The sequence below is a fragment of the Hungatella sp. genome (assembly GCF_046966825.1).
Genome location: NZ_JBKVCZ010000147.1, coordinates 1 through 15431, shown reverse-complemented (window position 1 = coordinate 15431; position 15431 = coordinate 1). Strand labels below are relative to the sequence as shown.

Genomic DNA, 15431 nt, shown 5'->3' with positions numbered 1-15431 from the left:
CTACAATACGAAACAGGAAATAGATATTCTGGCCGAACAACTGGAGAATATCTGCAGAAAGGGCAGGCGATAGATGACGAACACCGGCGAAGCAGTTAAAACGTATACGGACCTGTTTACAGCACTTAAGGATGCAGGCTCTCAATGTGATTATCTGATAACTCTAGGGCTTCAGAAAAATCCTGCCAGCTCCATTAAAACAGACATAAATCGAATCACCGGCTGTAAAACAGCAATCTGGATTAACGTGGATTGTACGAAAAAGCTCATTCATTTCACCAGTGAAAGTGACTCTCTTCTTGTATGTGGAATTCTCGCAATTTACGAGACTCTGTACAACGGAAAATCTCCGGAGGATATTTCCGGTAACCCTCCTGAATTTCTTGAATCTATATCTGATGAAGTCATTTATCCGGAAATCAAACAAAATGGATTACTGAAATGCTACAAAAAATTATGTACATTTCAAAAATAAATTACAATGCAAAAGGAGAATACGTATGAAGTATGCAATGGATGTCAAGGTAAATGTAAAACCGGTTTTCAGTAACATGATTCACTCTGACTGGTGGGAAGGCCCATGCCGTGTAGGTCCGAGGGAGGAAGGCACTCCCGAATACGAACGCAGAGCTGGAAAAGAACAGTTTAACCTCTGGTATAAGGAGCTGAAGGAAAACCTGGATTTGACACGCTGTAACATCATGGAACCGGCTTATCTGGAATTCGGCGAAAGTTTCGTTGTAAAAGATTCCGAATTTGACAAATTAATGCCTGAAAACCATCTGGTAGATTTGTATCTGATTACATATCGGATACCGGGAATTGAACGTCTTAAGAAACCGGTCTCCATGATCGACTTAGGCCCGACTCCTCTCGATGTGGCAAGTTATTACCGCCAGATAGGGCTCGACGCCTACATGGCGCACGATTATGAGGAATATAACAGGCTGCTCACTTGTCTCCAGGTGCGAAAAGCCGTTGCCAGCACAAAAGTCCTGATCCTGTCCAACACGGAACAGATTCCGACTTCCGTTAATACCGGTTGCGGTGACCTCGTCGATTTGTATAAACGGTACGGTATACGTAACAATCGAATAGATTTTCGTCAGATATTCAAATACTTTGAAAATGTTCAGATTGATGAAGGCATACACAGGGAAGCGAAGGCCTTACTGGAAAATGCGGACAAGACAGACACAACCGAAGATTTTCTCTGCAATGATCTGCGTTATTTCCATGCGGTTCGGAATATGATGGAAGAATATGAATGCAATGCGTTCACCACTCCATGCAAAGAACTTTGTGCGAGCCGTTTTCCTCAGGAGCATAAATTCGTGCCCTGTATGACTCATTCTCTCAATAAAGATGATCGGATTCCCTCCACCTGCGAAGAAGATTTAGCCGTCTGGATGGCCATGATGATGATGATGTACTTAACCCGCCAGAGCGTATTTATGGGTAACCCTGTTCTCATTCCCGCCGGGACGAAGGATCTGGGACATCTTGGTATGCAGAAGCTGCTTCCTGAACTCGGGCGGACTTTTGACCATGATGTCCTGGAAATCCATCATGCCGTACCTGTACGGAAAATGCGTGGTTACGACCAGCCGGAGCAGAATTATGAACTTGGTCATTTCACAACTCAGGGCTGGGGAACCCACTACCAGGTAAACATGGCCGAGGAAGACGGCCAGACCGTAACTATGGGGCGCTTTAACCGGGACGGCACAAAAATGATTGTGGCTGTAGGACACACGCTGGGTTGTGAATTCCGTCCAGTCTACTGCAGTCCGGCTGTATTTTACGACATTGAAGGCGGCGCCAGAGAATTCCGGCATGCCCTGGTAAAGGGCGGCTACGGCCATCACCAGGCCATTATCTATGGCAATCACGTCAAAGAGCTTCAGGAACTAGGAGAAATCGTGGGTTTCGAGGTTGAGACATTTCATTGATGATTTCTACTGATAATTTTGTTTATATGGAATAGACCTAAGCTGCTGATGCAAATTTTGCTTCAGCAGCTTTTGGGGAATAACTTTAGTACTCTGCATCTCTCAATACCGGCACCAGAGTCTCACTCCTCCATACATTTTTACAATTCCGTCAGCAGTTTCCGATGTTTCCACCGGCCACTGACATAGTAAAGGAAGGACAATACAAATGGGATCAGCCTTGCCATCGCGTGTCCCATAAAATAACTTACCACTCCCCACTTCATCACAGAAACAAAAAACAGGCTGAAGCCAATCCTGCATACCACGCCATCCAGCATCCCTATTACGAAGCCAAAGGATGCAAAACCAACTCCCGTAACCACTGCCTGAAAAGTCCCAAGAAGCGCAGCAGAATAAAAGGTGATCACCATGATTCGCAGATACGTAACCCCCATCTCCATCACTCCGGCATCTTTGGTAAAGATACCGAACAATTCCTTCGGAAACAGGACTGCCAGTAAGGAAGCTGCTGTCGCTGCTGTCAGCGTAACCGTCAGTGTAGAAAGCACAATCTTCTTCACGCGGTCCGTCTTCTTCGCGCCCATATTCTGACCGATCATGGCTCCTGATCCCGTGTCGATTGCAGTCAATACCGTTGTGGATATCTTCTGAAGTTTATTACCAATGCTGTTTGTCGCAGATGCCGTCATTCCGTAACTGTTGATATTGGAATTGCACCATAAAAGGGAAAAACGGATACAACAGGACTGGAATATCCTCGGAACCGCCAACCGAAGCAGGATCAAGGCCGCCTCCTTACGAATCTGAAAATAGGAAAGCTTCCATTCAAAACCGAACTGCTCTTTCTCCAGATAAAGATAGACAAATGCTGCCACACACGCTCCAATCTGGGCCAGAACGGTCGCAATCGCGGTTCCTGCGGTTCCCATATGAAAAACCGCTACCAACAGTAAATCCAGAAAAATATTTACCGTGGCTGCAATTAATATAAAAAACAGCGGTTTTTTCGATTCCCCCATCCCCCTGAGCACTCCGCATACTCCGTTATATCCGAATATAAATGGAATCCCAAAAGCAGTAATCCGAAGATAAGCGATGGCCTCGCTCATGGCTTCCTGCGGACAGTTAAGCAGATCCAGAAGATAAGAGCATAACAGTTGTATCAAAACAGAAAAGACAACTGCAATCCCCAGCATTACGGTAAGCAGGGTCCCCACCGTCTCTCTCGTTCGCTTTTTATCTCCGGCACCGGTCAGCTGAGCAATATAGATCTGTCCGGCCGCTGCCAGAGCCATAGCGGCCGGAGTCAGAATATCCGCAATCTCTCCCCCTGTTGAAACTCCGACGGTTCCAATACTGCCCACAAATTTTCCGATTACCATCAGATCTACCATGGAGTAAAATTCCTGAAGCAGATTGGCCGTAACCAGTGGTATGGAAAAGAGGAGAAGAGTCTTCATCACGGCCCCTTCCGTCATATCCATACCTACTTTTTCTTTTTTTGTCATCTCGTTCATTGTCATTCCTTTAGTGCCGGTCTAATCTGCCAGCCGCTGCCAAAACATCTCCATAGCTGCCGGAATTAAGTTTTCCTCCGTACATCCGTCTTTTACATTAGAAGCGTAAAACTCCTGTGTGTGATTGTCATATCCACGCTTATCGGGCAAATATCCGGCTCTTTCACCGGTGTGAGTAATGATAAACGTATGTTTAAGCGGTGCGCACTCCTTTAAACGCATTCCAATCCCACAGTCCAGTTCGCCATTTAATCCAAAGAAGGCATAATCATCCAGTGTCACTAATTTTAACTCCAGTTCTACCGGCTCTCCCTCTAAAACGGTCCCGCAAAAGGCAGTATCCGCACGGGCCATCACAGCGACTCTCCCCTCATCCGAATAGATGATTTTCTGACCCGGAAGCACAATTTTCTTATCCACCACCGTTATATGTACCCGTTCTCTTCCTTCCCCCATGTTCTCCAGCACACCGATCACATCCACAGCCTGAGTTTCCGCTAAATGGCGGCATAAGGTCCATACCCCATATCCAATAGAGTAACTCAGTCCATGAGTTTTATCGTGCTCATACCTCTGATACCGGCTGAAGAAGATGGGATTCTGATTCGCAGCCGCTCCGCTTGTCCACAAAAAGACCGCGCCGTCAGCCTGGTAGCGCTCTTCTAAATAACCGCTGATCATCCCCGGTAAATCACCGGCAATCATGTATTTCTCCTGTTTCTCATCCATCCCCTGATAGCAGGCCGTACCATGAACCGCATAATTGATTACGGCTCCAATGATTTTCCCTTCCATATCCGTAAATCGGAGCACAGCCAGTTCTTTATCGGAAATTCCCTCAAAATCTCTTCCCTGTCCCCACAGCCCATTTTCAAAAAGCTGGTCCCGGTTGACATTAATGAAGCTCTTTCCCGTCCCCACCGAATAGCGAGCCGGCCTCATATTTCGTATCGCTTCCTTCACACATGCTACGGTCTGCCGAATCACAAAATCACCGTATCTCATGACCCATTCTAACTTTTTCGGATTATTCTTTACGCCTTTATGAGTGTTGGCAAACGTTGGCGCCTCGTGATTATGGACTGCCGCAAAGCATACGTTTCGCGCCTTGAGCCCACACTCCCTTTCCAGCGCAGATCTCAAATCATCCATCCTCGCCATATCTCCGGATTCATATGAAATCATTGCCATACGCCGTTCTCCATTGTCAAACACCAGGGCCCTTAGGAAAATATCTTCATAAACGCCTTCAAAAATCATATTCCCGTGAAAGTAAGCCGGCATCATCTCCTGCGGCGGCGTCATACACACCTTTGCGGCTCCCGCATATAATTTTCCCATGTCATCACCTCTTTGCTGAATTTATCGTACCAATCCTGTCCGGAAATTTCTTTCTATTGAGTAAATTTTCTTTCTGTATATAATTACAAGAATCAGCGCAGCAACTATAAACAGCGTCATAAACCGCCACATTGCATGGTATCCAAAGGCAAGAATCATTGATCCCGCCACATTGGGGCCAAGCAGCTGCCCTAAATCATTGCCTATGTAACTGCTGCTGCTCGCCGCTCCCCGTCTTTTCTTAGGCACGCATTTCATGCACAGCGTCTGGATGGCCGGCTGGCAGGCACCATATCCAAAACCGGCTATGAAACCGGCTAACAGTATCATCTCAAGACTAGTGGAAATACTGATCACCAAAAAGGACAAAGCAAAACAAAACATCGCCGGGATTGCCACTCTTACCATTCCAAACCGGTCTGATAACCTTCCAATCAGCGGCCTCGTAAAAAGCAAAGTACAGGCATAAACGGTAAAATAAAGTCCTATATTTCCCGTAATCCCCTGCTTACCGGCAAATAAGATCAAAAAGGAATTGATAACACTAAATGCCGTAGATAAGAAAAAGATGAGGACTACCGGCAAAAGTGCCTCTTTTGCAAAAATACTGTCCAAACTGATTTTAAAGCTTTTCGTTTTCTCATAAGGAACATTGACTCCTGCTGCCAATACAGCGGCAACTACCATAATGAAACCTGCAATTATAAAGGTCAGATGATATCCAAGACAATTCATGAGTGCCAGTCCCACGGTAGGTCCAATCGCCTGCATCACCGCCTGCGCCAGAGAAAATATGCCGATTCCCGTTCCGAATTTATCCGGCGGCAGCGTATCCGAGGCCAGAGCCAGACAGCACGTTGCCGTAAACGCCTGCCCGCAGCCTTGAAATAACCGGAAGGACACAAGCATGGGCATATTGGATGAAGCACTGTAGCCAAAGTAAGAAATCCCCATAATGCACATGGCAATAACCAGAATCACACGGCGGTTGTAGGTATCCAGGGCCGGTCCCGATACAATCTTAAAAATCAGGGCCGTCAAGGCAAAAATACTGGATACAATCCCCACCATCGCAGCCGTTGCACCTAAATGATCCGCATATTTAGCTACAAGGGAATTTACCATCCACTGACTTAAATACATCAGTGAATTAGCTAAAAATATATGAATAAAGCATCTGTTTAAGATCTTTTCCGGTTCCTTCTTCATATCGTAATCGCCATCCCTTCAGAACGATAAGCTGCCGTAATCATTTCAGTTATATGGACAGCCTCCTCGATTCCGCAGTTCCTGGCTGGGCGGTCTTTTCTAATACTGTCGATCCAGTCAGTAAGAGGATAAATCATAGGATCCGGCAGCGATTCTTCCGGCACGGTAATCCAGCTTCCGGTATTCAGGCGGTACCTCACCTCTGTATCAGATACCGACACGCAACCCTCCGTTCCATACACATCGAGGGCGTACTGATACTTGGGAGATGCCCAGCCCGTTTCCGCGATTCCAAGTACACCGCCACCGAACTCATAGACTGCCACCGCATTTTCGTCAATTCCATTCTTCTGCCCCATTTCCGTGTAAGATTGAAACATGGCACATACACGGACCGGTTTTCCGAAAAGTTCATACAGGGTATGGGCGGCCTTACAGCCCATGTCAATCATCGCCCCACCCCCGCTTTCTGTCCGGTTATAGAACTGCGGCTTATGCATGCCCAGGATTCCAAGCGGATGGACGGTTCGTACCCGGGCATTCGTTATTTTTCCGAGAACTCCCTCATCGGTAAGTTTCTTGACAAACATCTGAGGACCCTTCATGACGGGGTCTGACATGGTAAAATGGATGTTGTTTTTTTCAACAACCTCCCGGATCTCATAAGCCTCCTGATTGGACACGGCCAGCGCCTTTTCCACAAAGACATGCTTACCTGCGGCGGCCGCCGCGGTAATCAGTCTGCCATGATCTGCTGTGGCAGACGTAATCATGACCGCATCTATAAGGGGATCTGCAAGAATCTTTTCATAATTATCGCACCCAACGGTGTATACGCTGCAGCCGGGATAATCTGCCAGCTTACGGGCAAAGTCTTTTCCGTGTACATGCCATTCTCCAAACCACGCAATTCTCAATTGTTTTTCCATTGACACCACCCTATTCCTGAGAACCGGAAATCAGGCAATTTCCGCACAAGATCCTTTCAAACATTATTTTCGTATGACTCTTGAGAGAAGCAGCGATTGTATCCGGTACACCGCAGAATCCATTAACAGGAATCCGGCCGCCCTCGCCGGCCTGGCATCGGCAGATAGTCTCGTCGTCCAGGATGTAACCGGGGTTATCCAAAAGCAGACTGCTCTCATGATTGATGATAATGGTGTGTTTCATCGGTGATACTTCTTTAATCTTCTGCCCTAAAGTTGTATACAATTCACCATTGATACCCATAAGAGCTACCTGGCCGATTCGTAAAAGGTGCATGCGGATTCCATAACTGCTGTTTTCATCCCGGATCTGTCCGTTTTTCAGGACGTCTTCACAGCCAGGCGTTCTGGACCATTCAATTGCGGAACCGATATCCACCACCTCCTCATCACACTTAATATTTCTGATAATCTGCAGCACATCTGCAAAGTGACGGCCTGCCATAGCCCGAAGAATCAGACAGGAATCTTCCAATTTTCCCAGACACTGGCCCACCGGTTCTCCTGTATCCGCATCCGGGTAGATGGTCTGAGTCATCATTACAGGATTGATATCCCCTGCTGCGCCGCTGGACCAGACAGCCACGGTTCCCTCAAACCTTTTTTCCATGTACTGACTGACATTCCCTCCTATATCGCCGCTGATTCCGGATCGTCCGTCTCCAATGTCATTTAAAAACATTGTCACACAATGAACCGCATAATTTATGAAAAACGCGATAGGTCTTCCCTCCATATCTTCCACTTTCATGACAAATGCTGTATGGTCGACCGGGCCTGCTCCATTAGCTCCCAGACCGCATTCCGTATATTCCCGGCCATCGCATCCGACCATCATGTAATCCTGGCACCGGTTGACATTAATATAACTGCTTCCATAGCGGTAACCGAGTTTCGCCGGTCTCTGACTCTCCACCGCCTCCATTGCGGCAGCGATCATCTGGGATCTCACGAATTCCTCATATTCCCTGATTGCTTCCTGTACTCTAAGAGGCTTTCCGCTTATATCATGTTTGGGTTCAAACGGACGGTATCCGGTCAGTGGAGCAGTATGTGTATGAATTGCAAAGAACAGAATATGATCCGCAGGGGTCCCGGTCTTCTCCTGCAAAAGTCTCGTGTTTTCCTCCGGATACGGAGCCTTGTCGAGATCAAAGGAAACCAGCATTGCCTGATTGATCCCATTGCTGAAAGCGATCACCCGTACATAAAGCTCATCCTGTATCTTCCCAAACGTGGCTCCACCTAATCCCATCATATAGGGAAGCAGATCCTCTCTCGGCGTAATCAGCTTTTTTGACGCCCCACAGAACAGTTGTTTTTTCATCCTGGTTCCTCCTTCTTCTAACAGTTATTTTTCCCGCATATCCTTTAACATGCAAAACAACTCGCGGTCATGGTTTGTCATAACCGTAATATCCCGGTCGAATATCATCGTCGGTATCTTATCTGCTTCCACACAGGGCCAATTCGGAAGCCCGCAGGCATTTGGATCTCCCTCCTTTGCAAAAGCAGTCCAGGCGTTCATCATACTCTCCTGCAAAGCTTCGGTTATACCCGGAATATACGAAGCTTCCATATAACAGGCATTTCCGGTAATGAACGGCGTTTCGGAACAATGCCAGGCGGTTACCCCTCCATCCAGAGGTGACTCCAGGTTAAACAGCCAGTTCCAGACCTTCCCTCCTTCGGCAGCTCTTCTTTGTGACAGTTCAAGCAGCTTCCCCCGAAGTAACTGGTCCATAAACAGCACATCTGCCGGATTTTTCTCTGGATAAGCCTGCCGGAACAAAGAGATTACATGCTCTGTGCTCCCGCCAAACTCTTCTTCCAGGAGTTTACGTATATATGACTCGTTCCAGAAATTTTTGCTGCCTGCGCCCTTTTTAATTCTGGCATTGCTCGCCATCTCCCCAAAGCTGCTTCCAGTCATCAGAGGAACCTTACGTGTCTCTTTCCGAAAACCTGATAAAAACGGATCCTCATAGAAATACTGATTATCTGCAACAGGTTCCCACCGAAACCGGTCAGGGACTTCGCATTTTAACATCTTCTCCGCAGCATTTACCGCTTCTGCCAGCCTCCAATGTGGGATTCCCTCTATTTTTTCAATAGAATTTTTATCAAGACCCAGCTGTTTTGCGGTGAGTTCCCCCATCCTCCTGGCTATCTTCTTCCGTGTCCAGCCGGCCGGGACCTCCATACGCTCCCCTGCGAAGCTTCCCAGCGCGGCTTTATGATACAGTCCATCTGCTTCCGGCGTCTGCATTAATGCAAGGGCGCGCTTAGCACCGCCTGACTGGCCGACCAGCGTTACATTATTGCAGTCACCGCCAAACGCCTCAATATTTTCCTGAATCCACTTCATGGCTGCAATCACATCGCTTAAACCGGCCATGACCGAATCTTCATATTCTTTGCCGAACGACGAAAGATCAAGGGCACCATAGCAGTTCTGCCGGTTATTGAACGTAACAAAAACCAGATTTCCGGACTTTGAGATATTCTCTCCGTCATACGCAAACTGCTCGATAGATGAGCCGTTTTTCCAGCCACCTCCGTGCATCCATACCATGACCGGCAGCCTGGATTTCCGATCCAGCGACTGGGTCCAGATATTCATATACTGACAGTTTTCGTTCGCCGGCGCATAGCGGTGAGGGATAAATCTCTCGTCTGCCGCTGCCGCCTCTGTCAGCAGAGGCGAGGGAGCTCCATAACAGAGTGCATCCCGGATTCCCTCCCACGGTTCTATCCTCTCTGCTTTATGAAAACGCCTGGAGGATGCATAGCGGATTCCCCTGAACATATACGTTCCCTCCGCCACAATCCCTCTGATCCGCCCCATTTGTGTACAGGCGACCGGATAATCCGGCCGGCAGACTGCCTGTTCTCTTAATTGTCTGGGAAACATTTTCTTCCTCCATCTACAGTTCTTTCAGTAACTTCGTCGCATATTCCAGAAATAGCTCCGCCGCTCCCCTGGCGAATACAGAGTGAATTGCCCCAAACGTCATTCTCTCGTACGCCGTCTCATCAGATAAGTAATCTTTCCCTCCATTAACCATTGCAACCAGTAACGGAAGACAGCCGGGATTCATTTCCCGCAGTTTCAGTCCCACCGCCGCCGTAGCTTCCGGCTGAAGTCCCAGAAATACGGTACTGCCCAACTGCAGAACCTCTATTATCAGCTTTTCATCTTCGGAAGGGATGAATTTATAATCCTTCTCCGGATGATACGGTTTTCCTCCCTGATAAAACTGCTGACCCGGAAGCCACAGCACCCTGTGCGCGATCCGCATCCGTGATTCTTCTGTGCATTTCATACTCTCCAGGATTCTCAACACATCGGCCGCCAGGATTCCGCCCAGTTCCTCCGTAAATCGAAAGCCCTCGAGCCCCAGATTCACATGGACCAGATTTCCTGCCTCATCGACACGGTCAAACTCCGCCTGATATTTAGGCTCCTGATCCCCAGCTGCGCCCATAAAGAAAATGGCCGGAACCTCCAGTTTTTCTTCTATCCTTCTGCTGGCGGCCCCGGTAACATCGCCCGTCACATACCGGCTGCCATCCGGCATAACAGCCCCTTCCAGCGTGGAAGATTTAACCGCATAATGATAAAGAACGGAAACAGTCTTTCCATCCAGCCCTGCAAATCGTACCACAGACACCAGTTTATCCGCAGTTCCATCGGGATTTATTCCCTGCCACCATCCGTCCGCTGTCTCCATATCCCGGTTCACATTGATATCAGATACTCCGGTTCCTGTATAAACCCGAACAGGCTCCATCTTCCCGACCGCAGCCGTACAGGCCTCTCTGATCGCGTTCTTTACTGCCCGTATATGAATTTCATATTTTTCTCTCTTCGTCTCTCTGTCAGGAACATGAGGCGCCGCCAGGTCATGGGTCACACAGATCCAGATATTTTTATCGTTTACACCGACTGCCTCTCTCACTACGCGCTTCATTTCATCGATCAGAGTATACGGCCTTAAGGAAGGCAGTTCCAGCGACACTATGACAAACCGTTCCTCTTCTTCCAGTATCAATACACGGGCATGGATCGGATCGTGTATTCTAAAGAATCCCTCTTCCGGGAAAAAACAGGCCGGATATTCTATTTCCGCCATTCCGGCTCCTGCCTTCCATTTTCTGTCCTTTTCCATCATTTCCTCCTACTTTTCAGCGCTTTCCTCAGTAACGAATTGTAACGCCCTTTTCCGGTTTTTTCGTCGTATTCGCCTCGGTAAAGTAAGAAATCTTTCTTTCATAAAGATAGATAGTAAGCATGGAGATTCCGCTTAACAAGTATCCGGCGAGAACACTTATACTCTTTCCAGGCATGCCCTGACCAGAAATCAGACCTGCAGTCCCCGCTGTTAATACGATCCCAAAAAGCAGACAGGCGGATCCCAGACTGACACCTTTCAGCCACAGCGATGAATCCTTATAAATGCGGACAGTCATCCTCTTTTCAGAAGATATGTAGTAATAGAGAGGCCATGTCACCCAGATCAGGCTTAATAATACCCCTGACTGCAGCAATGCGATATACCAGACACTGTTTAAGGGTACCCTCTGTATTCCGGCCAGTACATAGGAAATCACAGCGGCAAGATACAGGAATCCATTGGCTATTTTGTGTTTTCTCCGATCATTTTCCGTCATATCCGGATAATAATAATCTCCGGTATAGGCTCTGTTGATTTTTATTTTTCCTGTCTCATCAGCCGTCTCTTTTTCCGTATATCCTTCAAAACAGCGGTGATAAAAACGGCTGTGGTAATCCTTTGTCATAAAAATTCCTCCGCTCTGCAGCATGATACAAAGTGTCCCAGTTCGATTTCCTCTAATTTTTGTTCCTTTAAACAGCGCTCTTCCGCATAGATACACCTGGAAGCAAACCGGCAGCCCGGCTTCGGATTGATCGGTGAGGCCAGCTCGCCCTTTAAAAGAATCCGTTTGCTCGGCCGGTCAATATCTGTCGATGGTATTGCTGACAACAGAGCCTTTGTATAGGGATGCACCGGCATATGAAACAGTTTTTTCGACGGTGCCGTCTCTACCAGCTGTCCTAAGTACATTACACATATGGAATTCGATATATGACGTACAACGGACAGATCATGTGTGACAAACATTAACGTAAGCTTGTCTTTTTCCTGTAAGTCCATCAGGAGATTCAATATCTGAGCCTGAATGGATACATCCAGGGCTGAGACAGGTTCATCACATACGATAAACTCCGGATCGAGCGCCAGTGCCCGTGCAATTCCCACACGCTGCCGTCTTCCGCCATCCAGTTCATGAGGGTAGGCATTCCGCAGTCTCGCTTCGATTCCCGCCTTATCCATCAGTTTCGTAACTTCCCGGTCCAGTTCCGGTTTGGAATATCTCTTAGACAGCAGAAGCGGTTCCCGTATAGTCTCACCGATCGTCATGCGGGGATTTAAGGAAGAGTAGGGGTCCTGGAAAATAATCTGCATTTTCTCATGGAGCACTCTCAACTGTTTTCCCTGTACATGGGTGATATCCTCACCGTTTAAAAATATCTGGCCGTCCGTACTGTCCTGCAGATGAACAATGGTCCGCCCAAGAGTGGATTTTCCGCATCCAGACTCGCCTACCACCCCCATGGTGGTACCTTTTTCTATTTTTAAAGAAATATCATCCACCGCATGTAGTTTTCCGGCCGGCGTATCAAAGTATTTCTTTAAATTTTTAACTTCTATACAAGCAGACATACTTAATCCTCCCGCTTCGCATACAGGCACCGGCAATGATGGCCGGAAGCCAGTTCTTTCATTTTTACAGCCGTCTTTCTGCATTCTTCCGTTGCATAAGGGCATCTTGGACTGAAGCTGCATCCGCCCGGTAAATTAGACGGATCCGGCGGAAGCCCCTCTATCGGATGGAGTCTTGGCTCATCCATGGACAGCCCCGGCAGGGAGCGGAACAGACCGATGGTATACGGATGGGCGGTATGCTTAAAAATATCCGCCTTCTTCCCATATTCCACAATTTGCCCTGCGTATACCACTGCAACTTCGTCACACATCTCTGCAATAACCCCCAAATCATGGGTAATCAGAATCATGGAGGTATTAAGCTGTGTTTTAAGATCACGTATCATCTCCAGCACCTGGGCCTGAATCGTCACATCCAGCGCTGTCGTCGGTTCATCCGCAATTAAAAGCTTCGGCTTGCAGGCCAATGCCATGGCAATCACTACCCTCTGCTTCATCCCTCCTGAAAACTGAAACGGGTACTCCTCATATCTTTCTTCTGTAATTCCCACCATTTTAAGCATATCGATGGCCATGTCTCTCGCATCGCCTTTCGAGATCTGATTATGCAGAAGAATTCCTTCTGCAATCTGCTCTCCGATGGTCTTCACAGGATTCAGCGCCGTCATCGGATCCTGAAATATCATGGCAATCTTATCGCCCCGTATTTCAAGCATGTCCTTCTCCGGCTTCTTTAAGATATCCTCGCCCTCAATGAAGATTTCACCATTGCAGATTTTAGCAGGCGGGTCCGGAAGAATCCTCATAATTGCCTTTGCAATAGAGGTTTTCCCCGCGCCAGTCTCTCCCACCAGTCCCAGTGTGCTGCCCTCGGCAAGATCAAAGGAAATACCGTTTACCGCGTGAATAATGCTTCCGCCGGACGTATATTCAATGACAAGATCTTTTACCGATACAAATTTCTTCTCTTCCCCGTTCATAGCTTCTTTCTCCTTATTTCTTCATCTTGGGATCCAGTGCATCGCGCAGCCCGTCGCCAAACAGATTAATGCTTAATACTGTTACGAACACGAAAATTCCCGGAAATAAAATCTGCCACGGATAATTGCGGATAAAGTCACGGCCCGCGGAAAGCATGGCCCCCCATTCCGGCGCCGGCGGCTGTACCCCCAGACCGATAAAGCTTAAAGAAGAGGCCAGCATAATCGTATTACCAATTCCCATGGTAAATCCGACAATCAGAGGAGACAGGACATTAGGCAGTATATGTCTGAACATAATACGCACGGAGCTGCAGTTAATGGAAGCTGCCGCCTCTAAATATTCTTCGCTGCGGACACTTAAAATCTGTGCGCGGGTCAGCCGGATTCCCGAAGGAATTCCGCCGATCGCCAGGGCCAGAATCGTATTAAAGAACCCCGGGCCGAGAACTGCTGAGATTACAATGGACAGCAGAATTCCGGGAATTGCCTGGACTACATCACAAATTCTGAGTACAACGTTATCGACCCAGCCTCCAAAATAACCTGCCAGCGAACCCAGCACGATAGCCGCAGCCATGGATAAAACAGAGGAGGAGAATCCCAGAAACAGGGAATAGCGGCCGCCGTAGATAAGCCTGCTTAATATATCTCTGCCCAGCGAATCCGTACCGCATAAATGTTTCAGCGAGGGCGCCGCATTCAGCTGCAGCATGTCCATTTCTGTATACGAATAGGGTGCCGTGACCGGAGCAAAAGCAGACACCAGGATCAGAACTGCCAGGATCGCCAGGCCAAGTACAGCGGTATGATTCGTGCGAAGCCTCTTCATGGTCTGAACAACCATGCCTTCTTTTTTTCCTGCCTGGACGCCGGCACCAACTGTGTAAGCGGTCATCATTTACTCCTCCTTTTACTTTGAGCTACGAACTGCGCCTTTATTCTGGGATCCACATAGGCGTATACAAGATCCACCAGCAGCATAACGATAGCAATAAATATCGCCAGAACAATCACGCAGCCCTGTACGACAGGATAATCGCGGCCGGTAATGGCGGTTGTAATATAGGAACCGATCCCCGGCATGGAAAATACCTGCTCAATAATAATGGTACCTGCAATGCTTCTTCCAAAACTTCCTCCGATGATTGTAATAACAGGTATCAAAGCATTGGGCAGCATGTGGGAATAGATCACCCGCTTCTCCGGAAGCCCCTTTGCCCGGGCAGTCGTCACGAAATCAGCCCGGCACACGTCCAGCATACTCGAACGGGTCTGGCGCGCCAGCTGTCCGATTCCATGCAGTGATCCTGCGATCACCGGCATGATATAGCACTGCCACTGTTCAATTCCGAAGGATGGCAGCCATCCCAGTTTCAAAGAAAACAGATATACCATCATGAGTGCCAGCCAGAAATCCGGTACGGAAGTGCATACCATAGCCACCACCATACAGACCCGGTCCTGCCATCCATTTTGATGGATGGCAGCCGTAATTCCCAGCGGAAGCGCAACAGCGGTACTGATGATGACAAACATAATGCCTAAAAATAAGGTTCTTGGAAATCGCCCCGTCAGTTCCGTTAGAACCGGAACACCTCTGAACCAGGACGTTCCCAAATCCATGTGAAAGAACGTGTTGGAAAGGAATTTTCCCAGCCGGATCAGATATGGGTCCGTCAGGCCC

General features: G+C 48.0%; 14 protein-coding genes. 2 read left to right on the top strand and 12 right to left on the bottom strand.

All coding sequences use genetic code 11. From position 1 onward, the window contains the following. The first annotated feature begins 73 nt into the window (after nucleotides 1-73). Nucleotides 74-475, top strand: a complete 402-nt coding sequence (locus tag ACLTD4_RS28455) for a SufE family protein (RefSeq protein ID WP_117634702.1) — start codon at nucleotides 74-76, stop codon at nucleotides 473-475. Between the two features lie 25 nt (nucleotides 476-500). Continuing rightward, on the top strand, nucleotides 501-1952 hold the full coding sequence (locus tag ACLTD4_RS28450; RefSeq protein ID WP_181988708.1) for a hypothetical protein: 1452 nt from the start codon (nucleotides 501-503) through the stop codon (nucleotides 1950-1952). Nucleotides 1953-2092: 140 nt separating this feature from the next. Here the strand turns inward: ACLTD4_RS28450 and ACLTD4_RS28445 are convergent, their stop codons facing one another. From ACLTD4_RS28445 to ACLTD4_RS28390, 12 genes are all read right to left on the bottom strand, one after another. Then, nucleotides 2093-3472: an MATE family efflux transporter gene (locus ACLTD4_RS28445; RefSeq protein ID WP_117634700.1), complete on the bottom strand. Its 1380-nt coding sequence runs from the start codon at nucleotides 3470-3472 to the stop codon at nucleotides 2093-2095. Between the two features lie 21 nt (nucleotides 3473-3493). Next, nucleotides 3494-4813 (bottom strand): neutral/alkaline non-lysosomal ceramidase N-terminal domain-containing protein, encoded by a 1320-nt coding sequence (locus ACLTD4_RS28440; RefSeq protein ID WP_117634698.1) that lies wholly within the window; start codon nucleotides 4811-4813, stop codon nucleotides 3494-3496. 21 nt (nucleotides 4814-4834) lie between these two features. Then, nucleotides 4835-6022, bottom strand: coding sequence for an MFS transporter (locus ACLTD4_RS28435; protein ID WP_117634696.1), 1188 nt, complete (start codon nucleotides 6020-6022; stop codon nucleotides 4835-4837). Next, on the bottom strand, nucleotides 6019-6951 hold the full coding sequence (locus tag ACLTD4_RS28430) for a Gfo/Idh/MocA family protein (protein WP_117634694.1): 933 nt from the start codon (nucleotides 6949-6951) through the stop codon (nucleotides 6019-6021). Before ACLTD4_RS28430 ends, ACLTD4_RS28435 begins: the two co-directional genes overlap by 4 nt. Before the next feature lie 10 nt (nucleotides 6952-6961). Continuing rightward, entirely contained in the window at nucleotides 6962-8338 is a 1377-nt protein-coding gene (locus ACLTD4_RS28425) for a hypothetical protein (protein WP_117634692.1), read from the bottom strand. Nucleotides 8339-8362: 24 nt separating this feature from the next. Further along, entirely contained in the window at nucleotides 8363-9925 is a 1563-nt protein-coding gene (locus tag ACLTD4_RS28420; protein WP_117634690.1) for a carboxylesterase family protein, read from the bottom strand. A 13-nt stretch (nucleotides 9926-9938) separates the two neighbouring features. Next, the gene (locus ACLTD4_RS28415) at nucleotides 9939-11183 is read right to left on the bottom strand and encodes a hypothetical protein (protein WP_117634688.1); all 1245 of its coding nucleotides are present in this window, start codon (nucleotides 11181-11183) and stop codon (nucleotides 9939-9941) included. 28 nt (nucleotides 11184-11211) lie between these two features. Continuing rightward, entirely contained in the window at nucleotides 11212-11814 is a 603-nt protein-coding gene (locus ACLTD4_RS28410; RefSeq protein ID WP_117634686.1) for a hypothetical protein, read from the bottom strand. Then, a complete protein-coding gene (locus tag ACLTD4_RS28405; RefSeq protein WP_117634683.1) occupies nucleotides 11811-12761 on the bottom strand; it encodes an ABC transporter ATP-binding protein in 951 nt (316 codons plus the stop codon). The genes ACLTD4_RS28410 and ACLTD4_RS28405 overlap by 4 nt, the downstream gene beginning before the upstream one ends. 2 nt (nucleotides 12762-12763) lie before the next feature. Then, complete coding sequence (locus tag ACLTD4_RS28400; protein WP_117634681.1) at nucleotides 12764-13744, bottom strand: ABC transporter ATP-binding protein; 981 nt, start codon at nucleotides 13742-13744, stop codon at nucleotides 12764-12766. A 13-nt stretch (nucleotides 13745-13757) separates the two neighbouring features. Next, entirely contained in the window at nucleotides 13758-14642 is an 885-nt protein-coding gene (locus ACLTD4_RS28395) for an ABC transporter permease (protein ID WP_117634679.1), read from the bottom strand. After that, nucleotides 14642-15431 (bottom strand): ABC transporter permease (locus ACLTD4_RS28390; RefSeq protein ID WP_412331753.1); only part of this gene is annotated, 790 nt, incomplete at its 5' end. The genes ACLTD4_RS28390 and ACLTD4_RS28395, both read right to left, overlap by 1 nt.

Excerpts from the sequence above, each read along its gene's own strand:
- ACLTD4_RS28455 (WP_117634702.1), top strand. The coding sequence starts at position 74 with ATGACGAACACCGGCGAAGCAGTTAAAACGTATACGGACCTGTTTACA.
- ACLTD4_RS28450 (WP_181988708.1), top strand. The coding sequence starts at position 501 with ATGAAGTATGCAATGGATGTCAAGGTAAATGTAAAACCGGTTTTCAGT.
- ACLTD4_RS28445 (WP_117634700.1), bottom strand. The coding sequence starts at position 3,472 with ATGAACGAGATGACAAAAAAAGAAAAAGTAGGTATGGATATGACGGAA.
- ACLTD4_RS28440 (WP_117634698.1), bottom strand. The coding sequence starts at position 4,813 with ATGGGAAAATTATATGCGGGAGCCGCAAAGGTGTGTATGACGCCGCCG.
- ACLTD4_RS28435 (WP_117634696.1), bottom strand. The coding sequence starts at position 6,022 with ATGAAGAAGGAACCGGAAAAGATCTTAAACAGATGCTTTATTCATATA.
- ACLTD4_RS28430 (WP_117634694.1), bottom strand. The coding sequence starts at position 6,951 with ATGGAAAAACAATTGAGAATTGCGTGGTTTGGAGAATGGCATGTACAC.
- ACLTD4_RS28425 (WP_117634692.1), bottom strand. The coding sequence starts at position 8,338 with ATGAAAAAACAACTGTTCTGTGGGGCGTCAAAAAAGCTGATTACGCCG.
- ACLTD4_RS28420 (WP_117634690.1), bottom strand. The coding sequence starts at position 9,925 with ATGTTTCCCAGACAATTAAGAGAACAGGCAGTCTGCCGGCCGGATTAT.
- ACLTD4_RS28415 (WP_117634688.1), bottom strand. The coding sequence starts at position 11,183 with ATGGAAAAGGACAGAAAATGGAAGGCAGGAGCCGGAATGGCGGAAATA.
- ACLTD4_RS28410 (WP_117634686.1), bottom strand. The coding sequence starts at position 11,814 with ATGACAAAGGATTACCACAGCCGTTTTTATCACCGCTGTTTTGAAGGA.
- ACLTD4_RS28405 (WP_117634683.1), bottom strand. The coding sequence starts at position 12,761 with ATGTCTGCTTGTATAGAAGTTAAAAATTTAAAGAAATACTTTGATACG.
- ACLTD4_RS28400 (WP_117634681.1), bottom strand. The coding sequence starts at position 13,744 with ATGAACGGGGAAGAGAAGAAATTTGTATCGGTAAAAGATCTTGTCATT.
- ACLTD4_RS28395 (WP_117634679.1), bottom strand. The coding sequence starts at position 14,642 with ATGACCGCTTACACAGTTGGTGCCGGCGTCCAGGCAGGAAAAAAAGAA.